Origin of the sequence: Inquilinus limosus DSM 16000 (assembly GCF_000423185.1) — a bacterium.
Taxonomy (GTDB): domain Bacteria; phylum Pseudomonadota; class Alphaproteobacteria; order DSM-16000; family Inquilinaceae; genus Inquilinus; species Inquilinus limosus.
Map to the genome: position 1 here is coordinate 235,514 of NZ_KE383985.1, position 23,377 is coordinate 258,890.

Sequence of the window (23,377 nt, forward strand, 5' to 3'; positions counted from 1 at the left end):
GCCGCCGGCCGGTTCTCACAGAGGGGTTTCAGGAAATGAAGCGCTCCGTCCTGCTGGCCGGCGTCGCCGGCCTGCTGGCTCTGGCGGCCCCCGCCGTCGCCGCCGAGAAGATCACCGTCTACACCGCGCTCGAGGCCGACCAGCTCAAGGCCTATGAGGCGGCGTTCGAGGCCGCCAACCCGGATGTCGAGATCCAGTGGGTGCGGGATTCGACCGGCATCGTCACCGCCAAGCTGCTGGCCGAGAAGGACAACCCGCAGGCCGACGTGGTCTGGGGGCTGGCCGCCACCTCGCTGATGCTGCTCGACAGCCAGGGCATGCTCCAGGGCTACGCCCCGGCCGGGCTCGACCAGGTGACGCCGGCCTTCCGCGACCCGCGGCCCGAGCCGACCTGGGTCGGCATGGACATCTGGGCCTCGGCCCTGTGCTTCAATACCGCCGAGGCCGAAGCCAAGGGCCTGCCCGCTCCGAAGAGCTGGGAGGACCTGACCAACCCGGCCTACAAGGGCCAGATCGTGATGCCGAACCCGGCCTCCTCCGGCACCGGCTACCTGATGGTCTCGGCCTGGCTGCAGCTGATGGGCGAGGAGAAGGGCTGGGCCTTCATGGACAAGCTGCACGAGAACATCGGCAGCTACGTCCATTCCGGCTCCAAGCCGTGCCGGCAGGCCGGCGCCGGCGAATACGCGATCGGCCTGTCCTTCGAATACCGCGCCAACAAGACCAAGGAGGACGGCGCGCCGATCGAGATCGTGTTCCCGTCCGAGGGGCTCGGCTGGGACATGGAGGCGGTCGCGCTGGTCAGGGGCACCAAGCATGCCGAGGCGGCGAAGAAGCTGGTGGACTGGGCCGTGTCCGGCGCTGCCAACGACCTCTACGCCGAGAGCTATGCCATCACCGCGGTGCCCGGCCATGCCAAGCCCCTGCCGCATGTCCCCGCGGATCTGCAGCAGCGGCTGATCAAGAACGACTTCACTTGGGCCGCCGCGAACCGCGACCGGATCCTGGCCGAATGGAGCCGCCGCTACGACGGCAAGTCCGAACCGAAGAGCTGAGCTGACGGCGGCCGGTCCCGCGACCGGCCGTCCCCTGCAACGGAGGGCCCGATGACCGACCCGTATCTGACCGTCCGCGACGTCACCAAGCGCTTCGGTTCCTTCACCGCGCTGGACGGCGTCAGCCTCGACATCCGGACCGGCGAGTTCGTCTGCTTCCTCGGGCCTTCCGGCTGCGGCAAGACCACGCTGCTGCGCGCCATCTCCGGACTCGACGTCCAGACCACGGGCGAGATCCGCCAGGCCGGGCGCGACATCTCGCGGCTGCCGGTCGGCCAGCGCGATTTCGGCATCGTGTTCCAGTCCTATGCCCTGTTCCCCAACCTCTCGGTCCGGGCCAACGTGGCCTACGGGCTCGAGAACCGCGGCAAGCCGCGGGCCGAGATCGACGCCCGGGTGGCGGAGATGCTCGACCTGGTCGGCCTCGCCGACCAGGCGCGCAAATACCCGTCGCAGCTGTCCGGCGGCCAGCAGCAGCGCGTCGCCATCGCCCGTGCGCTGGCGCCGGCGCCCGGCCTGCTGCTGCTGGACGAGCCGCTGTCGGCGCTCGACGCCCGGGTGCGGGCCCGGCTGCGCGGCGAGATCCGCGACCTGCAGCGCCGCCTCGGCATCACCACCATCATGGTGACGCACGACCAGGAGGAAGCGCTGACCATGTCCGACCGGATCGTGGTGATGAATCGCGGCCGGATCGAGCAGATCGGCACCCCCGCCGCGATCTACGACCGGCCGGAAACCCCCTTCGTCGCCGATTTCGTCGGCAGGATGAACGCCTTCGCCGGCCATGTCGCGGCGGCGGAGGAGGTCGACATCGGCGCCGCCCGGCTGCGCTGCGCCCCGACCGCCATCGCCGCCGGCCGGGCCGTCACCGTCTGCATCCGGCCGGAGGAGGTGGCGATCCGCGACCTCGGCGGCGCCGGCGCCAATGTGCTGGAGGCGGAGGTGGCGGCGCTCGACTTCGTCGGCACCCATTTCGCCGCCCGGCTGGCGGTGCCCGGCACCGCCTTCGACCTGACCGTCGACCTGCCGGTGGGCGAGGCCCGCGCCATGGACATCGGGGTCGGCCACCGCCTGCGCGTCGGCCTGCCGCCGGATCGGCTCCGGGTCTATGCCCGGGCGGCGTGAGGGGGAGGCGGCCATGACAGCGATCGCAACCCCCGCCCCGCCGCCGGGGCGGACGGCGGGGCTGCGCCAGATGCTGGACCGAGACGACCGGCTGATGCGGTTCGGCATCATTGCCCTCGGCGCCTGGCTGGTGCTGACCGTGCTGCTGCCGCTGGCCGTGCTGCTGGTCAAGAGCGTGCAGGCCCGGGACGGCGCCTTCGTCGGCCTCGACAACTTCGCCCGCTACTTCGCCACGCCCAACCTGGTCGCCTCGATCGGCAACAGCCTGGTGATCGCGGCGATCAGCACCCTGGTCTGCCTGGTCCTCGCCTTCCTGTTCGCCTATGGGCTGACCCGCACCTGCATGCCGCTGCGCGGGGTGTTCCGCACCATCTCGCAGATCCCGCTGCTGGCGCCGTCGCTGCTGCCCGCGATCAGTCTGGTCTACCTGTTCGGCAACCAGGGGCTGCTCAAGGGCTGGATGCTGGGCCATTCGATCTACGGCCCGATCGGCATCGTCATGGGGTCGGTGTTCTGGACCTTCCCGCACGCGCTGATCATCCTGGTCACCGCCCTGTCGCTGTCCGACGCCCGGCTGTACGAGGCGGCGTCGAGCCTGCGCGCCAGCCCGTGGCGCACCTTCTGGACCGTGACCCTGCCCGGCGCGCGCTACGGGCTGATCAGCGCCGGCTTCGTCATCTTCACCCTGGTGGTCACCGATTTCGGCGTGCCCAAGGTGGTGGGCGGCCAGTTCAACGTGCTGGCGACCGACATCTACAAGCAGGTGGTGGGGCAGCAGAACTTCCAGATGGGCGCCGTGGTCGGCCTGGTGCTGCTGCTGCCGGCGGTGCTGGCCTTCGTCGCCGACCGGGTGGTGCAACGCCGCCAGACGGCGCTGCTGACCGCCCGCGCCGTGCCGCTGGAGCCGAAGCCGAACCGCGCCGTCGACCTCGCCTTCCTGGCGATCTGCAGCGTCATCGCCATCGCCATCATCGGCGTGATCGGCGTCGCCTTCTTCGCCTCGATCGCCAAGTTCTGGCCCTACAACCTGACGCCGTCCTGGAAGAACTACGATTTCGACATGATGGACGGCGGCGGCTGGGCCAGCTACGGCAACTCGCTGCGCATGGCGGCGCTGACCGCCGTCTTCGGCACCGCCATCGTCTTCGCCGGCGCCTGGCTGGTGGAGAAGAGCCGCGGCTTCGGCAAGGCGCGCACCGCGGTGCAGATGCTGGCGTTGCTGCCGCTGGCCGTGCCCGGCCTAGTGCTCGGCCTCGGCTACATCTTCTTCTTCAACAACCCGGCCAATCCGCTCGGCTTCATCTACGGCACGATGACCATCCTGGTGGTATGCACCATCTCGCATTTCTACTCGGTGGCCCATCTCACCGCGACCACCGCGCTGAAGCAGATGGATCCGGAGTTCGAGACGGTCTCGGCCTCGCTCAAGGTCCCGGCCTGGCGCACCTTCCTGCGCGTCGGCATTCCGGTGTGCCTGCCCGCGATCCTGGACATCGCCCTCTACCTCTTCATCAACGCCATGACCACGGTGTCGGCCGCCGTCTTCCTCTACGCCCCGGACACCACCCTCGCCGCGATCGCCGTGCTGAACATGGACGATGCCGGCGACGTCGCCCCGGCGGCGGCCATGGCCATGGTGCTGTTCGGAACCTCCGCCGCGCTGCGGCTCGTCTACCTCGCCGCCACCCGCGGGCTGCTCGCCCGCACCCAGTCCTGGCGCCGTCGCTGAAAGGAGCCATCGTGACCCAAGACCGCTACGATCTCGCCGTCGTCGGCGCCGGCATCCTCGGCCTCGCCCACGCCCTCGCGGCCGCGCGGCAGGGCCGCCGGGTGGTGGTGATCGACCGCGAGGCGCGCGCCATCGGCGCCTCGATCCGCAATTTCGGCTTCGTCACCGTCACCGGCCAGTCGGCCGGCCCGACCTGGCGCCGGGCGATGCGCAGCCGCGATGTCTGGGCCGAGCTGGCGCCGCGGGCCGGCATCCCGGTGCTGCATCGCGGCACCGCCCTCCTGGCCCGGACTCCGGAAGGGCTGGGCGTGCTGGAGGCCTTCGCACGTACCGAGATGGGTCAAGGCTGCGAGCGGCTGACCGCCGCCGGCATGGCCGCACGCCTGCCGATGGCGGCCGATGGGTTGCTGGGAGGGCTGTGGAGCCCGCACGAGCTGCGGATCGAGCCGCGCGAGGCGATCCCGCGCCTGGCCGCCTGGCTGGAAGCGGCCCATGGCGTCGCCTTCCGCCGTGGCGTCCAGGTGCGGGCGGTCCAGGCGCCGCGGGTCGAGACCAGCGACGGGGCGATCCTGGCCGACCGCGTCGTGGTCTGCCCCGGGCCGGACCTGCGGTCGCTGTTCCCGGAGGTCATGGCCCGCCGCCGCACCACCCTGTGCAAGCTGCAGATGCTGCGCCTGGCGGCGCCGGGCTGGCGGCTGCCGGCGGCGGTGATGGGCGATCTCAGCTTCGCCCGCTACCGCGGCTACGCCGACCTGCCGGAGGCGGCGGCGCTGAAGGCGCGGCTGGCGGCCGAGGTGCCGGAGACGCTGGCCGAGGGCATCCACCTGATCGTGGTGCAGTCGGCCGACGGATCGCTGGTGGTCGGCGATTCGCATCACTACGACGACGCGCCCGACCCCTTCGCCTCGCAGGCGGTCGAAGCCCTGATCCTGCGCCATATGGCGGAGCTGCTGCAGGTGCCGGATCCTGCGGTGGCCGAGCGCTGGGTCGGGATCTATCCCTCCGGCCCGGAGGAGGCCTTCGCCGAAGCGCCGGACGCGGCGACCCGCGTGGTCCAGGTCACCAGCGGCACCGGCATGAGCACCGGCTTCGCCATCGCCGAGGAGGTCGTGGCCGAGCTGTTCGGCGCCGCGGCCCCACGCCACGCGGCGTGACAGGAGAGAGCCCGGGGTATCTCGGATGAATCAATTGTAACGAAGTGCCGGAACGGTGCGACGAATCGAGCCCACCCCGGCGTTCAACTGTCGATTCATTCGGAAGAAGATGGCGCACTCGACAGGATTCGAACCTGTGACCTTCGCCTCCGGAGGGCGACGCTCTATCCAGCTGAGCTACGAGTGCAGCCTTGGACTCGGGGCCGAAGGGCCCGGAGCGGCGCGGACCATACTGCAAAGCGGCGGCGATGCAAAGCCCGGATTCGTTCGGCTCCCCTCCGCCGGATGAGAGGAGCCGTAAAGTGCCGGATCCTCAGGTCGTGGCCTCCGCCTCCTGGTTCGGGCGCCAGGTGATCAGCCGCTTCTCCGTCCAGTCGAGGACGCGATCGAGCAGCAGCACGAAGACGGAGAGGACGACGATGCCGGCGAACACCCCCGTCGCGTCGAACACGCCCTCGGCCTGCGCGATCAGATGGCCCAGCCCGGCGGAGGAGCCGAGATACTCGCCGATGATCGCCCCGACCACGGCGAAGCCGACCGAGGTGCGCAACGAGGACAGAATCCAGCTCGCCGCCGTCGGCAGGTAGACGTGGCGCAGCAGCTGGCTACGGCCGGCGCCGAGGATCCGGGCGTTGTTCAGCACCGCGCGGTTGACCTCGCGCACGCCCTGATAGGCGTTGAAGAAGGTGATGAAGAACACCAGCGTCACCGCCAGCGCCACCTTCGACCACAGGCCGAGCCCGAACCACAGCATGAAGAGCGGCGCCAGCACCACCCGCGGCACCGAGTTCAGCACCTTGATGAAAGGGTCGAGGATGGCCGCCAGCCGGGGGCTCAGCCCCAGGGTGATGCCGAGCGCGATGCCCAGCGCCGTGCCGATCAGATAGCCCAGAACGGTCTCGGTCAGGGTGATCGAGACATGGCGCAGGAAACCGGCATCGGATGTCCATTCGGCGATCTTGGCGCCGATCGCCGAGGGCGCCGGGAAGAAGAAGACGTCGAGAAGCCCGGTGCGGGTCGCGATCTCCCAGGCGCCGAGCAGGACGGCCAGGATGGCCAGCTGAATCAGCCGGTCAGCGGGTCTGGGCATAGCTCTTCTCCACTTCGCTCTTCAGGCAGGTCCAGATCTGCCGGTAGAGGTCGAGGAACCGGGGTTCCAGCTTGATTTCGGCGACGTTGCGCGGCCGCTTCAGCGGGATGTCGAAGGTGCCGACCAGCCGGCTCGACGGGCCGGCCGACAGCACCGCCACCCGATCGCCCAGCGCGATCGCCTCCTCCAGGTCGTGGGTGATCAGCACCACCGCGCGCCGCCGCTCCTGCCATAGCCGCAGCAGCTCGGTCTGCATCAGGTGGCGGGTGTGGATGTCGAGCGCCGAGAACGGCTCGTCCATCAGGATCACGTCGGGCTCGTAGATCAGGGCCTGCGCCAGCTGTACGCGCTTCTTCTGCCCGCCGGACAGCTGGTGCGGATAGCGCTGCTCGAAGCCGGCCAGCCCGACCTTGGCCAGCCAGTCCCGCGCCCGGGTCCGCGCGCCGGCGCGGTCGTCGCCGCGCAGCACGGGGCCGAGCTCGACATTCTCCAGCGCCGTCTTCCACGGCATCAGCGCGTCCTGCTGGAACAGGTAGCCGATGCGCCGGTCGATGCCGCGGACCGGCTCGCCCTGGATGGCGATCGTGCCGGCGGCCGGGGTCAAAAGCCCGGCCACGGCGTTCAGCACCGTCGACTTGCCGCAGCCGGTCGGGCCGACGATGGCCAGGAACTCGCCGTCCGCGATCTCCAGCGACAGGTCCTTGACCGCGGTGAACCGGCCGAAAGCCATGGTCAGGCGTTCGATCCGCACCGCCGGAACATCCGGGTCGGTCTGCGAGGTTGGCCCGATCCGGGCCAAGGTCTGCACGCTCATCTCCGCCTCACTGCGTATACTGCGCCAGCGCCTTGTCGACGAAGGCGTTGGTGTAGGTCCGGGACAGATCGATCGGGGCCGCCCGCACCGCCTCGTTGAACTGGCGCAGCACGCGCAGCGGCGTCTCCAGCGTCGCCGGGTCGAACCGGCCGTCGGGCGAGAACAGCGTCTTGGCATGGGCGATCGCCGCGACATAGCTGGCACGCTCGCCGACCACGTAGTCGCTGGGCACCTTGTCGTAGATCTCCTCGGCCGAATGGGTGGCCATCCAGCGCAGCGTCTTCACCGTCGCGTTCACCACCTTCTGCACGGTCTCCGGATGCTGCTCCAGGAACTGCCGTGTGGTGTAGAGGACCGAGGTCGGATAGGTGCCGCCATAGACCGTCTCGGCCCCGGCATCGGTGCGCGCATCGATGAGGATGCGCCCAGCGCCGCGCTCCTCGATCAGCGTGGCCGCAGGGTCGTAGTTGGCCAGCAGGTCGACCGTGCCGCGCTCCAGCGCCGCCACCGCCGATGCGCCGGAGCCGACGCCGATGATGCTGACATCGCCGGCGCTCAGGCCATGATGGTCGAGATAGTAGCGGACGAAGAAGTCGGAGGAGGAGCCGGGGGCGGTGATGCCGATCTTGGCGCCCTTGATCGTTTCCGGCTTGGCCGGGTCGAACGCCGCCTCCTTGCCGGCGGCGAGCACCAAGCCGGAGTTCCGGGCCAGCAGCGCGACCGCGACGACGTCCTTGTTCTGCGCCTGCATCTGGATCGTATGGTCGTAGAAGCCGACGGCGATGTCGGTCGATCCGGCGACCAGGGCCTGCAGCACCTTCGACCCGCCCGAGCTGAAGTTCTCGGTGGTGACGTCGAGGCCCTCCGCCTCGTAGAAGCCGAGGCTGCGGGTCAGCGGGAACGGCAGATTGTTCAGGTTGAACGACCCGACGCTGATGCGGACCTCCTCCGCCTGGGCCGGGCCCTGCAGCGCGGCAGCGGCCATAAGGCCGGCGACGGCCGCGAAAAGCGCTCGTCTCATCTCATCCTCCCTATGGTCGCCGGTCCCGGGTCGGGGCCGGCTTGGATCTGATCGTATCAGGCGATGGCCGTCCGGCGCGGTGCCTCGGCCAGCACCGATTTCAGGACGCAGACATGCCCCTCGAACAGCCGCCGCGCGGTGCGGACGACCGAGGCGCGGGGGCGGTGCGGCGCATCGCCTTCGGCCAAGGCGATCGACAGCCGGCCCGAGGGATGCTCGATCTCGATCGACACCGGCAGGCGCGCCGGCCGGGCGATATCCGCGGCGACGGTGCCTTCGATGGCGCAGGCGGTGGCGATGCCGACGCCGCCGGTCGCGGCCAGGGCGGTATGGCAGCTGGAGGGCATGAAGTAGCGGGCGGTCAGCGCACCGCCGCGCCGGGGCGGCGACAGCAGGACCGGCTTCGGCACCACCCGTCCGGCGACATCGCCGAGGCCCATGCGACGACCGGCCTCGCGCCGGATCGATTCCAGCCGCTGCAGCAGCTCCCGGTCGGCGTCCAGGGCGGCCGGCGATTCGTCCCCCGCCTTGCCCAGGGCGGCCGCCTCGATCAGCACCAGCGGCATCGCCATGTCGATGCAGGTGGCGCGGACGCCGTCGATCTCCTCGCTGGTCCGGCCGGTCGGAAACAGCCGGCCGGTCAGGGCGCCGGCCGCGTCCAGGAAGGTCAGCCGGATCGGCGCCGCGCTGCCGGGCACCCCGTCGATCCGGGCATCGCCGTCATAGGCCGGGACTCCGCGCGGCGTCTCGACGCTGGCCTCGATCAGCGTGCCGGTGTTGACGTTGTGGATGCGGACCGTGGTCCGGCCCGGCTGCGCCGCGACCAGCCCGGCCTCGATCGCGAAGGGGGCGACGCCGGCCAGCATGTTGCCGCAGTTCGGCCCGGTGTCGACCTGGGCCTCGGCGACCTTCACCTGGGCGAACAGATAGTCGACATCGGCGCCCGGCCGGGTCGGCCGGCCGATGATCGCGACCTTGCTGGTCAGCGGATGGCCGCCGCCGATGCCGTCGATCTCGAGCGGATGGCCGGCGCCCATGACATGGACCAGCAGCCGGTCGCGCGCCTGAGGATCGGCCGGCAGATCGCTGGCCAGGAAGAACGGCCCGCGGGAGGTGCCGCCGCGCATCAGCACGCAGGGGATGCGCCAGTAGTCGCTCATGATCCGCATCGCTCCGAAGAGGCAACCGGCGCGCAAAACTTGCATCAGTCGGCCGATCTGATGCGATACTGCGATCAATCGATCGATCGGTGAATTGCAAAGATTGACGCAATTGATGCGGAAATGAGATGAATCTCGATCTCCAGGATCTGCGCGCCTTCATGGCGATCGCCGATATGGGCAGCTTCAACAAGGCGGCCGACGCGCTGCATCTGTCGCAATCCGCGCTCAGCCGGCGGCTGCAGAAGCTGGAGGAGATGCTGGGCGTGCCGCTGCTCGAGCGGACCACCCGCCACGTGGCGCTGACCGCGGTCGGCCGCGAATTCCTGCCGAACGCCCGGCGGCTGCTGGACGAGTTCGAATCCTCGGTGCTGCGCATCCGCGACATCGGCGAACGCCAGTCCGGCCTGGTGACGATCGCCTGCATCCCGACCGCGGCCTTCTACTTTCTGCCGTCGGTGATCCGGCGCTTCAACAGCGAGTTCCCGAAGATCCGGTTTCGCATCATAGACCACGGTGCCAATGAGGGGCTGGAGAGCGTGGCTCGGGGCGAGGTCGAGTTCGGCATCAGCATGCTCGGATCGACCCATCCCGACATCGAGTTCCAACCGCTGGCCGACGATCCCTTCGTGCTCGCCTGCCGGCGTGACCACGACCTGGCCGGGCACGAGACGGTGACCTGGGCGGATCTCGCGCCCTACCGCCTGATCACGGTGGGGCGCAGCAGCGGCAACCGGATGATCATCGACGCCGCGCTGGGCAAGGCCGGGCAGCGCCTCGACTGGTTCTACGAGGTGATGCATCTTTCGACCTCGCTCGGCTTGGTCGAAGCGGGGCTCGGCATCTCCGTGCTGCCGCGCCTGGCGACGCCGGCGGAGGACCATCCACTCCTGGTCCGCCGTCCGATCGTGGGGCCGGAGATCCATCGCACCATCGGCATCATCCGCCGCCGCGGCTCGCAGCTGGCGCCGGCGGCGCAGAAATTCCACCAGATGCTGCTGGCGGCGTGGCGAGACGGAGACGCGCCGCCCGGCCGCGCTGTTTGACAGCCGGGCGGCGAGCCGGGATGCTGGCGCGATCCTGTCCATTCGGGAGGTGCCGGTGCTGCATCGCGGTCTCGCCCTGACCCTGGCGCTGTGCGCGGCCCCGGCCACGGCGCAGGACTTCGATGTCGATGTCGAGCTGGTCTTCGCCACCGACGGATCCGGCTCGATCGACGACGAGGAACTGCGGCTGCAGCGCGAAGGCTACGCCAGGGCGCTGGCCGACCCTCGGGTGCAGCAGGCGATCCGCGGCGGGGCCACCGGCCGGATCGCGGTCGCCTTCGTCGAATGGGGCGGGGCGGACTCGCAGCACGTCATCGTCGACTGGACCGTGATCGACGGGCCCGACAGCGCCGCCGCCTTCGGCCAGGCGCTGATGGCGGCGCCGCGGCGGGCGGTCGGCTGGAACTCGATCAGCAACGCCATCGACTTGTCGAAGCGGCTGATCGAGGGCAACAGCCATCAGGGTCTGCGCCGCGTGATCGACGTCTCGGCCGATGCCGGGCAGCGCGGCGGGCGGCCGCTGCCCGAGGTGCGGGCCGAGGCGCTGGCCGCCGGCATCACCATCAACGGCCTCGCCGTGCTGTCGCGCGGCGGCCGGCCGGGCTGGGGCGGCGCGCTGGAGGATTTCTTCCGCGACCAGGTGATCGGCGGCCCCGGCGCCTTCGTCATCACCGCCGACGCCGATGCCCGCTTCACCGAGGCGGTGGTGCGCAAGCTGATCCTGGAGATCGCCGAGCGGCCGCCGGAGTCGGCGGCGATGCCGCCCGGCTGACGGCGGGGCGCCGGATTGCTACGGTGCGCGTCGAATCGGTTCCTGGAGCACAGCAGATGAAAGCCCGCGTCACCTGGGTGGAAGGCCGCACCTTCCTCGGCGAATCCGGCAGCGGCCACGCCGTGGTCATGGACGGCGCGCCGGAGCATGGCGGCCGCAACCTCGGCGTGCGTCCGATGGAGATGCTGCTGCTCGGCCTCGGCGGCTGCACCGCCTTCGACGTGGTGATGATCCTGGAGAAGGGGCGCGAGCCGGTGGCCGACTGCCGGGTCGAGGTCGAGGCCGAGCGCGCCGAGACCGACCCCAAGGTCTTCACCAGGATCCACCTGCGCTACATCGTCTCCGGCCGCGGCCTCGACCGCGCCAAGGTCGAGCGCGCCGTGGCGCTGTCGAAGGAGAAGTACTGCTCGGCCTCGATCATGCTGGGCAAGGTGGCCGAGATCACTGCCGAGATCGAGGTGGTGGAAGCCGCCTGAGGCGGGTCAGGCGGCCGCCTTCAGCGCCGCCAGCCCCTGTGCGATCGCCGCGGTGTCCTCCGGCCCGGCACCGCCGGCCCGGAGGCAGGCATCGAGCCGCGCCTCCAGCGCGGCCGCCGCCCGGGAGAGGGCGGCGAAACCCATGGTCCCGCCGGTGCCGTGCAGCCGGTGCGCGATGAAGCGCAGGCCTTTCAGCGCCTCGCCGTCGCCGCCCTGCAGCGCCGCCAGCAAGGCCTCGGCTTCGGCCAGCTTCCGCGGCAGCTCGGCCGCGAACCTCGCCCGCAGCCGGTCGAGATGGGCCTGCAGCGCGTCCTGGGTCATCGACCTGCTCCCGATCCCATCCCACCAGGACATCCCCCTTTTCTGTCATGCCCGGGCTTGACCCGGGCATCCAGGGCGGCAAGAGCGGCTCTCGATGGCCCCTGGATCACCGGGTCAAGCCCGGTGATGACAAGAAGGGAGGGTTGGAGATCTTCACAAGCGTGACTCAGCCGTCACGCCTGGCCCAGATGGCGCGGATCTCGTCGGACAGCGTCATCGGGTCGAAGGGCTTGGAGATGACCTCGATGGCGCCGAGGGCGCGGTAGCGCGCCACCTCCTGCGGCTGCACCTTGGCGGTCATGAACACCGCCGGCGTCGCCGCGGTCCCGGGCAGGGCCCGCAGCGCCGCCAGCGTCTCCGGCCCGTCCATGCCCGGCATCATGACGTCGAGCAGAAGCAGCTGCGGCGCGAAGCCGGGGGCCTGGGCCAGCGCTTCCTCGCCCGAGGCGCAGGCGGCCAGGACGAAGCCGCCGACCGCCTCCAGCGCGAAGCCGGCGACCGAGCGGATATCGGCATCGTCCTCGACGTAGAGGATGCGGGTCAGCACCTCATCGGCCATAGCGGGGGCCTCCTTGCTTGTCCTGGATCAGGCCGTTGATCAGGGCGGTGATGGTCTGATGCAGCTGCTCGTTGTCGGTGCGGCTCTTGACCAGCGAGGCCGAAACCGCGCTGGCGTAGGCGGCGCTGGAATCCTGGGCCGAGAAGATCAGCACCGGCTCCCGCGGCGTGCGGGCGTTGATCGTCTCCAGCAGCTCGAGGCCGGAGCCGTCGGGCAGCCCGACATCGATGATCACCAGATCATAGCGCTGCTCCGCCAGCTTCTGCCGGCCTTCCCGCAGCGACCGCGCCGGCACGATCTCCGCCTCGTCGCGGACGATGGCGCCGACCACCTGGATCACGTCGTCGTCGTCCTCGACATGCAGGATGCGGGCGCGGCCGTTGCGGCTGCGCAGCCCGGCCTGGCGCAACGCCGCCCGCAGCCGCAGCTGCTCGATCGGCTTGTCCAGCCAGTCGACGATATTGAGCGCATCGCCGTTCAGCTCGCGCTTGCCGTCCTGGGCGGTGGCGGAGACGACGACGATCGGCAGATCCGCCGTTGCCGGGTCGGCGCGCAGCCGGCGGATCAGGGTGATCCCGTCCATGCCGGGCAGCAGCAGGTCGACGGTCATCGCGTCGTACTGCCCGGTGCGGGCCTTCTCCAGCGCCGTCTCGGCATCGCGGGCGATGTCGACCCGCCAGCCGTCCTGCTCGATCATCAGGCCCAGCAGGGTCGCGACGTCCGGATCGTCCTCGCAGATCAGCACCCGGCGCCGGGCGTCGCCGGCGACGGCCGCCGTCTCCGGCGCTTCGGCCAGGAGCGGCAGGGTGAACCAGAAGCAGGTGCCGCCGCCCTCGGCCGGTTCGAAGCCGATGCGGCCGCCGTGCCGCTCGACGATCGCCTTGGCGATCGACAGGCCGAGGCCGGTGCCGCCCTTGCGCCGGATATCGCTGGCGTCGGCCTGGGCGAAGCGCTGGAAGATGCGGTTGCGGAACTCCTCCGGAATGCCGGGGCCATGGTCCCGCACGCTGACCCGCACCTGGCGGCCGACGGCCTCGACCGCGACCTCCACCGCGGCGCCGGCCGGCGAGAACTTGGCCGCGTTCGACAGCAGATTGGTCAGCACCTGGATCAGCCGGTCGGCGTCGCCCTGCACCGGCAGCGGCGTGTCCGGCCGGGCGGCAATGCGGTACTCGGCCTCGTGCTGCGCCGCATAGGCCTGGTTGGCCTCGACCGCCTGCTCGACCAGCGCCGCGGCCTCCAGCCGGTCGTGCCGGAACTCCATGCGCCCCGATTCGATCTTCTCGATGTCCAGGATGTCGTTGACCAGCCCGACCAGCCGCTCGCTGTTCTTGTGCGCGATCTCCAGCAGCGACTTCGCCTTGTCCGGCAGCGGTCCCGCCGCCCCGGCCACGATCAGCCCCAACGAGCCGCGGATCGAGGTCAGCGGCGTGCGCAGCTCGTGGCTCACCGTCGACACGAACTCGTTCTTCAGCTGGTCCAGCCGGTGCCGCTCGGTCATGTCGCGCAGGATGCAGACCGACATCGCGCGGCCGTCGCGGTCGAACACGCCGGTCGAGATCTCGGCCGGGAAGCTGCCGCCGTCGCGCCGCGTCACCGTGACCTCGCCGGCCGGATGGGCGCCGCCGGCCAGGGCCGGCACCAGCTCCGAGATGTCGGTCCCGGCCAGGCTGCCGCCGGCGACGCCGAAGGCCTCGCCGCAGGCGCGGTTGGCCAGCTCGACCGTGCCGTCCTGACGGACCACCAGGATCGGGTCGCGGGCGCTGTCCAGCACCGCCTGCAGCTGCGCCCGGCTCTCGGCCAGCGCCCGGGCGGCGGCGTCGCTCTCCAGCTTGGCCCGCTCCAGCTCGCGGTAGCGCCGCTGGTCGGTGCGCACCTGGCGTGACATCGCCCAGGCGGCCAGCAGCCCGCACAGCGCCGCCAGCGCGGCGATGCCGGCCAGCAGCCAGATGATCCGCCGCAGCGTCGCCTCGGTCGCCGCCTGGCGCTGCGCCAGCAACGCCTTCTCGGCCGCCACCGCCTCCTCGATCCCGGCGCGGAAGGCCGGTGCCTGGTCGTTGGCTTCCCGGACGATGGAACCGGCGCCCTCCAGATCGCCGCGCCGGACGGCGGCGATGATCCGGTCGTTGGTGACCAGGATCTGCTCGGCGCTGAGCGCGGCTTCGTCGAAGCGCCGGACCTGCTCGGGATTGTCGGCGGTCAGATTGCGCAGCTCCAGGAGCCCGTCGGTGGCCAGCCGGGCGCTGTCCTCCGCGACCGCCGCATCCCGCGGGTTGCCGGTGATGACGAAGCCGCGGCTCAAGGCCTGGGCCCGCGCGATGTTCAGCCGGGCCTCATAGATCGTGTTGATCACCCGATTGGTGTGGTCGACCCAGGCCTGGGTGCGGGCGTTGTCGGCCAGGAACTGCTTGCCGAGCCAGCCGGCCGTGCCGAAGAACAGCAGGAAGCCGAGAATTGCGAGCAGAACGATCGAGCGGACCGAGCCCAGAAACTTCTCCATTCCCCACGCGTCTCCCGATCGTCCCCCGGGGCCATCGGCCGCCTGATCAGGTGATAGTTCAAAGCGGCGCCGCTGTCGCCGCCGGGCGGAGAGTAGGGATAATTCAACTAAAATTCGATATATTTCGAAGACAGGCACTCCGGCCTTCGTTCCTGCTACGCTGTCGCCCCGGCAGGAGAGACGGCATGAGCGGGACGGTGGAACTCGGGAAGCGAATCGACCAGGCGCTGGGCCATGCGCCGGCGGATCTGGTGATCAAGGGCGCGCGCACCCTCGACGTGATCACCGGCGCGCTGCTGGAGGGCGATGTCGCCATCTGTGGCGACCGCATCGTCGGCACCTGCGCCGACTACTCCGGCGCGGTCGAGATCGACGGCCGCGGCAAGGTGGTGGTGCCCGGCTTCATCGACACCCATGTGCATTGCGAATCGACCCTGGTGACGCCGGCGGAGTTCGACCGCTGCGTCCTGCCGCGCGGCACCACCACCGCGATCTGCGACCCGCACGAGATCTGCAACGTGCTGGGCGAGACGGGGCTGCGCTACTTCCTCGACGCCGGCCTCGGCACGGCGATGGACCTTCGGGTCCAGCTCTCCTCCTGCGTGCCGGCGACGGAGCTGGAGACCGCAGGCGCCCGGCTCGACGCCGCCGATCTGGTGCGGCACCGCGGCCATCCCAAGGTGATCGGCCTGGCCGAGTTCATGAACTTCCCCGGCCTCCTGGCCAAGGACGAGGCGGTGCTGGAGAAGCTGGCCGCCTTCCAGGACGCCCATATCGACGGCCATTCACCGCTGCTGACCGGCAGGCCGCTCAACGCCTATCTCGCCTGCGGCATCCGCAACTGCCACGAGACGACCGGGCGGGAGGAGGCGCTGGAGAAGCTGCGCAAGGGCATGCAGATCCTGATCCGCGACGGCTCGGTCAGCAAGGACGTGCACGCCCTGGCGCCGCTCATCTCGGCCGAGACCTCGCCGCTGCTCGGCTTCTGCACCGACGACCGCAACCCGCTCGACATCGCCGAGGAAGGTCATCTCGACCATCTGATCCGCTCGGCGATCCGCAGCGGCGCGCCGGTGGCCCATGTCTACCGCGCCGCCACCTGGTCGGCGGCCCAGGGCTTCGGCTTGCGCGACCGCGGCCTGGTCGCGCCCGGCCGCCGCGCCGATCTGGTGCTGCTCGACGACCTCGAAGACTGCGCCGTGTCGCAGGTGGTCAGCGCCGGCCGGATCGTCGGGCCGGGGATCTTCGAGGGCCGGACGGCGCCGGTCCCGGTCGGCCTCGGCTCGGTCCGGCTCGATCCGGTCTCGGCGGACGACTTCCCCGTCCGGGCCTCCGGCCCCACCGGCCCGGTGATCGGCCTGATCCCGGGCAAGATCATCACCGCGGCGCTGACCGCGACCCTGCCCTGGCGCGACGGCTGCCGCCACCCCGACCCGGACCAGGACATCCTCAAGATCTGCGTCTTCGCCCGGCACGGGGTGAACCGCAATGTCGGCCGCGCCTTCGTCAGGGGCTTCGGCTTCCGCGGCGGCGCGTTGGCCTCCTCGGTCGGGCATGACAGCCACAACATCTGCGTCGTCGGCGACAATGACGCCGACATGGCGGCGGCGGTGAATCGGCTGATCGAGCTGCAGGGCGGCTTCGTCGCCGTCCGCAACGGCCGGGTGGCCGGCGAGATCGCGCTGCCGGTGGCCGGGCTGATGAGCCTCGAGCCGTTCGAGCGGGTGGCGGAGGAACTGCGGGCGCTGCGGCGGGCGGTCAGGGACATGGGCTGCCCGCTGCCCGAGCCGTTCATTCAGCTCGCCTTCCTGCCGCTGCCGGTGATCCCGCATCTCAAGATCACCGACCGCGGGCTGGTGGATGTGGATCGGTTCGAGCTGATCGCCGCCTAGCCGCCCCGTCGTGATGCAGCGCAAGCCAGACCGTGGGCTGGTCCGGGTCGGTCCAGGCGACGCGGTGGCGGGCATGGGCCGGGATGTGAACCCAGTCGCCGGGGCGCAGGGTGCGGGGCGTGGGCTCGCCCTCGAACTGCAGCCCGGCCGAGCCGCGCAGCAGCACCACCCATTCCGCCCGCTCCTGGCCGTACCAGAAGCCGGGCGGGCTGGCCTGGCCGGTGGAGACGATGCGCTCCAGCACGAAGCCCGCCGCCTGCAGCAGGGGGGTGAACTGCTCCTCCGCCGCCTCCCGCGGCAGGCCGTCGAACAGGTTGCCGGCCTTCATCACGACTTCAGCCGGGACGCGGCCGCGGCATAACCGCCGGCGGCGCCGTCGACGAAATGGATGTGGTCGTGGCGCAGCGGCGACGGCGTGAAGCAGGTGACGATCGCCGAATCCTGCCGGTGCAGGCCGAAGCGGGCGATGCCGGCCTGCTCCGCGGCCAGCAGGCGGGCCTCCAGCCGGTCGGCCAGGGCCGGGGTGCAGTCCAGCGTCATGCGCAGCCCGTCGTCGTATTTGCGGTAATCGGCATTGGCGACCATCTCGCGCATGTAGCGCCGGGGCTGGAAGCGGCCGACCGGGATGCCGAAGCGGAACACCGCCCAGCCGGCCAGGCTGTGCAACGCCACGGCCAGCTTGCGCCACAGCAGCGGCTGGCCGGGCGTGCGCGACGCCCGCGCCTCGAGATCCAGCCCCGGCGGCGGCCAGGCCGGGCCGCGGCCGAGATCGATCATCGGGTGCTCGGCCTCGCTCTCGCGCCCGGTCATGCGCAGGATGTCGCCGACCAGCTCGCGGAACCCGGCCTCGCCTTCGGCCACCGCCGGGGTGGCGATCAGCGACACCACCACGCCGTACCGGGCCGAGAACTCCTGCCAGCGGCAGGACAGGCCGGTCAGGTCGGGCCGGATGCCGGGCGGCGCCGGCGGAACGGCGAAGGCGCCGGCCTTCAGCTCGCGCCCCGCCCAGGCCAGACCGCCGCCCATGAACATGGCGTAGGTGACGTTCGGCGACGGCGCGTAGCGCGCGACCCGCACGTCCCAGCCGGCGGTGCGGATCGTGGCCACCGTCACCAGCCCGACCCGCAGGGTCAGGCCCAGCTCGTCGCGCACCCAGGCGGCGGTGGCGGCCAGCGCGGTGCGCGCGGTCTCGGCGTCGCCGGACGGCAGGGCGAAGGCGGCGCCGTCGCCGCCGAAGGTGAAGGGGAAGTCGCGTTGCAGGAGGGCGTTCGAGACGGCGGCGATCAGCGCCGCGCCGGCGACGTTGACGCTCTTGTACCGCCCGGCCCGGATTGCCGCGGTGGAGGCGACGACGTCGGACAGCCCGATCACCCAATCCTCCGGCAGCGGCCGGTACAGCGCCGTGTCGGTCAGCCGGGCGAAGCCGTCGAACACCGGCACCTGCGGATAGAACTCATCGTCGGCCATGGGCGCATTCTCGCCGATCGGGCGGGGATCCGCCATCCTGTCGCTGCCGTTGATCCGTGGCATCGCTCGACGCATGGTGGGCCCATGCAGCAGTTCCTCCACACTCTCCAGGTGGCCACCCACGGCAAGGGGCTGGTCGAGATCACCCCACAGGTCCGGCCCTGGGTCGAGGCGCGGCGGATCGGCACCGGCCTCCTGACCGTGTTCTCCCGGCACACCTCGGCCTCGCTGCTGATCCAGGAGAACGCCGACCCGGACGTGCGCGCGGATCTGGAGGCGTTCTTCGAGCGGATCGCGCCCGAAGGCGATCGCTACATTCATGATTCCGAGGGGCCTGACGACATGCCGGCGCATATCCGCACGGCGCTGACCCAGGTGCAGCTCTCGATCCCGGTCGCCTCAGGCCGGCTCGTGCTCGGCACCTGGCAGGGGATCTACCTGTTCGAGCACCGCCGGCGGCCGCATCGGCGCGAGGTCGTGCTGCATCTGCTGGGCGAGTAGGCCGCCGGCCGTCAGCCCGCCGCCACCGCCGCCACGAACCGGTCGATCTCGTCCTCGCTGTTGTAGTAGTGCGGCGAGGCCCGCAGCATCGCGTCGAGGCCGCGGTCGGTCATGTCGAACATGGTCGAGCGGCGGCGGGTGACGCTGGTGTTGATGCCCGCCGCGCGCAGCCGCTTGTGCAGTATCTCCGCCGGCTCGTCCGCCTTGGTGAAGCTGACGATGGCCGAGCGTTCGGCGCCCTTGTCGCGCACCGTGACGCCGGGCAGGGCGGAGAGGCCGCCGCGCAGCCGGTCGGCCAGGACCCGGGCGCGGTCGCGGATGGCGTCGAGGCCGAGGGCGAGGGCGTAGTCGACCGCGGCGCCCATGCCGACGATGCCGACGAAGTTGCGCTCGAAATTCTCGAAGCGGCGGGCGTCGGGGCGGACCACATAGCGGTCGGGCGACACCATCTCCGCCGCGTAGAGATCCAGGAAGGGTGGATCGATCCGCTCCAGCATCGACCGCCGGACATAGAGGAAGCCGACCGCGCGCGGCCCGCGCAGGAACTTGCGGGCGGTGGCCGAGAGCATGTCGCAGCCGATCGCCTCGACATCGACCGGCATCTGGCCGACCGCCTGGCAGGCGTCGAGCAGATAGGGGATATTATGCGCGCGTGCGATCTTCCCGATCGCCGCGGCCGGGTTCACCAGCCCGCCATTGGTCGGGACGTGGCTGACCGCAATCAGCCGCACCGGTCCGCGATCGGCGGCCGTGACGGCCTGCTCCAGCGCCGCGACGTCGAGCTGGCCGGCCTCGTCGTCCGGAACCACTTCGACCACCGCGCCGGTCCGCTGCGCCACCTGCAGGTAGGAGATGGTGTTGGAGGCGTATTCGGCCTTGGCGGTCAGGATCCGGTCGCCCGGCCGGAACGGCAGGCCGTAGAACACCATGTCCCAGGCCCGGGTGGCGTTCTCCATCATCGCGATCTCGTCCGGCTCAGCGCCGATCAGCCGGGCGATCGAGACATAGGCGGCTTCGAGGCGCGGCTCGGCCTCGGCCGCGGCGGCATAGCCGCCGACCTCCGCTTCCAGCCGCAGATGGTCCAGCATCGCATCGAGCACCGGCTGCGGCGGCAGGGCCGCGCCGGCATTGTCGAGATGCAGCACCCGGGCGCAGCCGGGCGTATCGGCGCGCAGCCGATCGAGGTCGAGCGTCATGTGAGGCCGAGAACCGAACGCAGCCCGAGGAAGGCCGGCAGCGGATGGGTGACGAGATAGGTCGGAATGCCGATGACGAAGCTGCTCAGCCGGCCCTTGGCTTCGAAGCGCTGCCGGAACAGCGCCTGGTCGAACAGAGATCCCAGCTTGGGCACGATGCCGCCGGCGATGTAGACGCCGCCGCGCGATCCGAGGGTCAGAGCCAGGTTGCCGGCGATGGTGCCGAGCATCGAGGCGAACATCGACACCGCCTCGGCGCAGTGCGGGTCGCCGGTCCGGGCGCCCTCGGTGACCGCCGCCGCGTCGCGCACCACCGGGTCGACGCCGTCGAGCTGGGCCAGCGTCTCGTACAGGTTGACCAGCCCCATGCCGGACAGCACCCGCTCGGCCGAGACATGCTGGAAACGGTGGCGCAGCCGGTCCAGCACCGCGGCCTCGCGCTCGGTCGCCGCGGCCATGGTGACGTGCCCGCCCTCGCCGGCCAGCGCGGCCCAGCGCCCGGCGTTCGGCACCAGGCCGGAGACGCCGAGGCCCGTACCGGGACCGAGCACGCCGATCGGCGCCTCCGCCGGCGCGCCGCCGCCGATCTGGCTGCGGTCGCCTTCGTCGAGATAGGGCACCGCGAGCGCGACGGCGGTGAAGTCGTTGATCACCTCGAGCCGCTCCAGCCCCAGATCCGACTTCAGGGCTGCGATCGAGAAGGACCAGGCGGCGTTGGTCAACTGCACCCGGTCGCCGGTGACCGGGCTGGCCACGTCGATCGCCGCCTGGCGCGGAACGGCCGCGGGCCGAACCATGTTGAGGTAGGCGTGGGCGGCGTCGGCCAAGGTCGGGTAATCGGCCGCGTGCAGGATCTTGGTGTCCCGCGTGCCGCTGGCATCGGCCAGGGCGAAGCGGGCGTTGGTGCCGCCGAGATCGGCGATGAGGGCGAGAGGCTCAGGCATGGCGGGCCGGCTGTTCGGGACGAGCCATGCTTCCCCCATGCGGCGGCCGGGGGCAAGCCCGAAGCGTCGGATTCGCCGGTCGCGAGTCGGACCGTATCGCCCGGCGGATTCGGCGTCGGCTTGTGCATTGCAGCACAAACGGGGTGCTAAATGCACATATTTTAGGCACGAATGCGTTCTAAGTGCCTGTTCCACAAAGCGAATTCATTTTCCTCTTGAAATGTCCGGCGAACCCACTAAATTGTGCATTGCGACATGCAGCGCTGCTGCTGTCGTAACGCACTTCTTGGGCGTTTCCTCCCTAAACTCGGGCCGCAGTTCGCTGCGGCCCTTTTTCTTTGCCGCAGCCGAGCCCGCCGCTCGCCGTTGGGTCCGGATGCCGCCGGCGGCCGCCACCCTCTCGAATCGCCGGGCCGACAGCGAAACGGCCGGGTTGCCCCGGCCGCTCCGTGATTCCGATGGATGGGGCGGGCTCAGGCCTCGCCGCCGGCCTCGGCCTTGGTGTCGTCGAACAGCGGCGTCGGGGCGGGCTGCGGGGCGGCGGCAGCCGGGGCCGGGATCTCATGCCCCGCATCGCCACCCAGCGGCTGCAAGGTGCCGATCAGCTTGCCGCCGGTCTCGACCTGCAGCTCGCCGTATTTGATGGTGCCGGTGACGACGCCGCTGGCCCGCAGCCGCAGCAGGCCGGAGACCGAGAGGTCGCCCTCGAACCGGCCGGCTATGTCGCCGTCGCGGATCTCGGCCGAGCCCTTGAACACGCCCTGCTCGGCGATCTCGATGGTCTGGCAGTCCTTGATCTTGGCTTCGATCCGGCCTTCGACCACCAGGTGGTCGCAGGCGGTGATCTCGCCGGCCAGCGAGATCTCGCTGCCGACGATCAGCTTGCGCGGCGACTCGCGGCCGGTCGTTGCGGCCGGCTGGTCCGCCGGGCGGCGGACGCCGCCGATCGCACCGGCCCCGGTGCCGGGCAGGTCGACCCGGCGCGGCAGCTCGGTCTTGTAGCTGGTGGCGGGCTTGGCGGTGGACATGGGATCTCCTTGAGGCGCGCTCGGGGTGGTGGGCCGAACTACGGACGTGTCCGTGGCAGCGGAATAGCCTGGCCGCTCGGCGCCGCCATCCGATCCTCCGCCAGCGGGGTTGCGTCGACGAAACACGCGGGTGTCCCCCTGCTTGTTGTGGTTCCGGGCTCGAGGCCCCATCGGCGATGGGGTCGGGACTTTAGCATGGATGCTCGACCGCGGATCAACCCGCCACGGTCAGCCCCGTTCCGGCACAGGAGCCATTGTGGCGCATTCCGGTCAAATGAATTATCCGGCGGCGCGGCCGGCGGGCATTCCCGCCGCGGCGCCGACGGTGCGATGGAAGACATGGGTCATGAAAGCGGCGCCCAGCACCGGCACCACCAGATTGACCACCGGCACCAGCATGATCGCGGCCAGCACCAGCCCGGCGACGATGAAGCGGCCCTGGCGCTCGCGCCACGCCGCCCGAGCCGCCGCGGGCTCGAACCGCCGCGCCGCGACCAGCTCGAAATATTCGCGGCCGAGCAGGTATCCGTTCACCAGCCAGAACACCAGCAGGTTCACCCCGGGCACCACCAGCACGATGCCGACCGCGACCAGGTTGAACGCGACCAGGGCGGCGAAGAAGCGGATGGCGCCCCAGATGATCTCGCCGATCCGCTGCCGCCGCGGCGGCGGCAGGGCGGGGTAGTGGCGGGCCTCCACCGCCTGGGCGACGTCGTCGAGGAACAGGCCGGCGACGAGGCCGACGATGGCGGGAAACAGCAGGATGGCGAGCGCCAGCACGGCGACACCGCCCAGCACATCGATCGTGGTGTCGACCCAGGACCAGTTGGCGATGTGCACGAAGGACAGGCCCCAGCCGGCCAGGGCCGGCAGGGTCAGCACCAGGGCGATGGTGGCGGCGAAGCTGACCCACAGCACCCGGCGGATCGCCGGGTCGGACGTCATCTGCTGCAGGGCGAGGCGGAGGGCGTTCGGCATCGGGGCTCGTCGGTTGGTGTCGCGGCGGTTCACCTGGGGTGGCCGGGGCCGCAACGCAAGAGCAATGCTACTCGGGATCCGCCATCGGGCCGCCCTCGCCGGCGGTGGTGCGATAGCGCGGCAGGCCGTCGGAGAGGTGCACCCAGGGCAGCTTCTGGCCGACATAGACATGCCCCTGTGGCGGCAGGGCGGCGGGGTCGTCCAGCGTCGCCACCAGCAGATGCACCTCGTCCGGCCAGCGCACGCCCTCATAGGCCAGCGGCGTGCCGCAGCGGCCGCAGAAGAAGCGGGTGGCGCCGGGCGAGGACTCGAAGCGCCGCGGCGCCTCGCCGCTCCAGCTCACCCGCCCGCGGTCGAAGCCGGCATAGACGGAATAGGGCGCGCCGGTGATCCGCCGGCAGTCGCGGCAGTGGCAGGCCGCCACCCATCCGGGCGCGCCCGACACGGCATAGCGAACGGTGCCGCAGCCGCAGCCGCCGGTGAGGGGCATGGCGAAGTCCGGCATTGCCTCCATCCTCCCGATGCGATGGAAACGACCTCGTTCTACAG

23 protein-coding genes and 1 tRNA gene are annotated in these 23,377 nt (G+C 70.9%); 9 read left to right on the forward strand and 15 right to left on the reverse strand.

Annotation, left to right across the window (positions count from 1 at the left end):
* Positions 1-35 precede the first annotated feature (35 nt).
* Genes G537_RS0130795 through G537_RS40930 form a run of 4 tightly spaced genes read left to right on the forward strand, consistent with a single transcriptional unit; the run spans position 36 to position 5,063 of the window.
* Positions 36-1,055: a putative 2-aminoethylphosphonate ABC transporter substrate-binding protein gene (locus G537_RS0130795; RefSeq protein WP_026873316.1), complete on the forward strand. Its 1,020-nt coding sequence runs from the start codon at positions 36-38 to the stop codon at positions 1,053-1,055.
* A 51-nt stretch (positions 1,056-1,106) separates the two neighbouring features.
* On the forward strand, positions 1,107-2,180 hold the full coding sequence (locus G537_RS0130800; RefSeq protein ID WP_026873317.1) for a putative 2-aminoethylphosphonate ABC transporter ATP-binding protein: 1,074 nt from the start codon (positions 1,107-1,109) through the stop codon (positions 2,178-2,180).
* A gap of 13 nt (positions 2,181-2,193) precedes the next feature.
* Complete coding sequence (locus G537_RS0130805; RefSeq protein ID WP_051249343.1) at positions 2,194-3,909, forward strand: putative 2-aminoethylphosphonate ABC transporter permease subunit; 1,716 nt, start codon at positions 2,194-2,196, stop codon at positions 3,907-3,909.
* Between the two features lie 11 nt (positions 3,910-3,920).
* Positions 3,921-5,063: a TIGR03364 family FAD-dependent oxidoreductase gene (locus tag G537_RS40930; RefSeq protein WP_034853545.1), complete on the forward strand. Its 1,143-nt coding sequence runs from the start codon at positions 3,921-3,923 to the stop codon at positions 5,061-5,063.
* Positions 5,064-5,173: 110 nt separating this feature from the next.
* On the opposite strand, the gene G537_RS0130815 is transcribed toward G537_RS40930, so the two are convergent.
* The 5 genes from G537_RS0130815 to G537_RS0130835 all read right to left on the reverse strand — a co-directional run bounded on the left by G537_RS0130815 (position 5,174) and on the right by G537_RS0130835 (position 9,148).
* Positions 5,174-5,250: transfer RNA gene (locus G537_RS0130815), tRNA-Arg, on the reverse strand.
* A 126-nt stretch (positions 5,251-5,376) separates the two neighbouring features.
* Positions 5,377-6,153: an ABC transporter permease gene (locus tag G537_RS0130820; RefSeq protein ID WP_026873319.1), complete on the reverse strand. Its 777-nt coding sequence runs from the start codon at positions 6,151-6,153 to the stop codon at positions 5,377-5,379.
* Complete coding sequence (locus G537_RS0130825; RefSeq protein WP_026873320.1) at positions 6,137-6,967, reverse strand: ABC transporter ATP-binding protein; 831 nt, start codon at positions 6,965-6,967, stop codon at positions 6,137-6,139. Before G537_RS0130825 ends, G537_RS0130820 begins: the two co-directional genes overlap by 17 nt.
* 7 nt (positions 6,968-6,974) lie before the next feature.
* Positions 6,975-7,988: an ABC transporter substrate-binding protein gene (locus G537_RS0130830; RefSeq protein ID WP_026873321.1), complete on the reverse strand. Its 1,014-nt coding sequence runs from the start codon at positions 7,986-7,988 to the stop codon at positions 6,975-6,977.
* Positions 7,989-8,044: 56 nt separating this feature from the next.
* Positions 8,045-9,148 carry a 4-oxalomesaconate tautomerase gene (locus G537_RS0130835; protein ID WP_026873322.1) on the reverse strand — a complete coding sequence of 368 codons (1,104 nt, stop codon included), beginning with the start codon at positions 9,146-9,148 and terminating at the stop codon, positions 8,045-8,047.
* A gap of 128 nt (positions 9,149-9,276) precedes the next feature.
* On the opposite strand from G537_RS0130835, the gene G537_RS0130840 reads away from it, so the two are divergent.
* Genes G537_RS0130840 through G537_RS0130850 form a run of 3 tightly spaced genes read left to right on the forward strand, consistent with a single transcriptional unit; the run spans position 9,277 to position 11,442 of the window.
* A complete protein-coding gene (locus G537_RS0130840) occupies positions 9,277-10,194 on the forward strand; it encodes a LysR family transcriptional regulator (protein ID WP_026873323.1) in 918 nt (305 codons plus the stop codon).
* Positions 10,195-10,249: 55 nt separating this feature from the next.
* Complete coding sequence (locus tag G537_RS40935) at positions 10,250-10,966, forward strand: DUF1194 domain-containing protein (protein WP_211230563.1); 717 nt, start codon at positions 10,250-10,252, stop codon at positions 10,964-10,966.
* Between the two features lie 56 nt (positions 10,967-11,022).
* Complete coding sequence (locus G537_RS0130850; RefSeq protein ID WP_026873324.1) at positions 11,023-11,442, forward strand: OsmC family protein; 420 nt, start codon at positions 11,023-11,025, stop codon at positions 11,440-11,442.
* A gap of 6 nt (positions 11,443-11,448) precedes the next feature.
* Here the strand turns inward: G537_RS0130850 and G537_RS0130855 are convergent, their stop codons facing one another.
* From G537_RS0130855 to G537_RS42555, 3 genes are all read right to left on the reverse strand, one after another.
* On the reverse strand, positions 11,449-11,763 hold the full coding sequence (locus tag G537_RS0130855) for an Hpt domain-containing protein (RefSeq protein ID WP_026873325.1): 315 nt from the start codon (positions 11,761-11,763) through the stop codon (positions 11,449-11,451).
* 166 nt (positions 11,764-11,929) lie between these two features.
* On the reverse strand, positions 11,930-12,322 hold the full coding sequence (locus G537_RS0130860; RefSeq protein ID WP_026873326.1) for a response regulator: 393 nt from the start codon (positions 12,320-12,322) through the stop codon (positions 11,930-11,932).
* Positions 12,312-14,822, reverse strand: coding sequence for a response regulator (locus G537_RS42555; RefSeq protein ID WP_051249345.1), 2,511 nt, complete (start codon positions 14,820-14,822; stop codon positions 12,312-12,314). The genes G537_RS0130860 and G537_RS42555 overlap by 11 nt, the downstream gene beginning before the upstream one ends.
* A gap of 185 nt (positions 14,823-15,007) precedes the next feature.
* On the opposite strand from G537_RS42555, the gene ade reads away from it, so the two are divergent.
* Complete coding sequence (gene ade / locus G537_RS0130870) at positions 15,008-16,714, forward strand: adenine deaminase (protein WP_026873327.1); 1,707 nt, start codon at positions 15,008-15,010, stop codon at positions 16,712-16,714.
* Here the strand turns inward: ade and G537_RS0130875 are convergent.
* Positions 16,662-17,042, reverse strand: a complete 381-nt coding sequence (locus tag G537_RS0130875; protein ID WP_034853549.1) for a cupin domain-containing protein — start codon at positions 17,040-17,042, stop codon at positions 16,662-16,664. The genes ade and G537_RS0130875 overlap by 53 nt on opposite strands.
* Positions 17,042-18,181 carry a DUF3095 domain-containing protein gene (locus G537_RS0130880; protein ID WP_034853657.1) on the reverse strand — a complete coding sequence of 380 codons (1,140 nt, stop codon included), beginning with the start codon at positions 18,179-18,181 and terminating at the stop codon, positions 17,042-17,044. The genes G537_RS0130875 and G537_RS0130880 overlap by 1 nt, the downstream gene beginning before the upstream one ends.
* Before the next feature lie 84 nt (positions 18,182-18,265).
* Between G537_RS0130880 and G537_RS0130885 the strand changes: the two genes are divergently transcribed.
* Entirely contained in the window at positions 18,266-18,682 is a 417-nt protein-coding gene (locus G537_RS0130885) for a secondary thiamine-phosphate synthase enzyme YjbQ (RefSeq protein WP_026873330.1), read from the forward strand.
* Positions 18,683-18,693: 11 nt separating this feature from the next.
* On the opposite strand, the gene G537_RS0130890 is transcribed toward G537_RS0130885, so the two are convergent.
* The 5 genes from G537_RS0130890 to G537_RS0130910 form a co-directional block, all read right to left on the reverse strand.
* Entirely contained in the window at positions 18,694-19,878 is a 1,185-nt protein-coding gene (locus G537_RS0130890; protein WP_026873331.1) for an aminotransferase class V-fold PLP-dependent enzyme, read from the reverse strand.
* The gene (glk, locus tag G537_RS0130895) at positions 19,875-20,822 is read right to left on the reverse strand and encodes a glucokinase (protein WP_026873332.1); all 948 of its coding nucleotides are present in this window, start codon (positions 20,820-20,822) and stop codon (positions 19,875-19,877) included. Before glk ends, G537_RS0130890 begins: the two co-directional genes overlap by 4 nt.
* A 473-nt stretch (positions 20,823-21,295) precedes the next feature.
* On the reverse strand, positions 21,296-21,850 hold the full coding sequence (locus G537_RS42560; RefSeq protein WP_051249346.1) for a bactofilin family protein: 555 nt from the start codon (positions 21,848-21,850) through the stop codon (positions 21,296-21,298).
* A 279-nt stretch (positions 21,851-22,129) separates the two neighbouring features.
* Entirely contained in the window at positions 22,130-22,828 is a 699-nt protein-coding gene (locus G537_RS0130905; protein ID WP_026873333.1) for an EI24 domain-containing protein, read from the reverse strand.
* A 67-nt stretch (positions 22,829-22,895) separates the two neighbouring features.
* Positions 22,896-23,333 carry a GFA family protein gene (locus G537_RS0130910; protein ID WP_051249347.1) on the reverse strand — a complete coding sequence of 146 codons (438 nt, stop codon included), beginning with the start codon at positions 23,331-23,333 and terminating at the stop codon, positions 22,896-22,898.
* Positions 23,334-23,377: the final 44 nt, after the last annotated feature.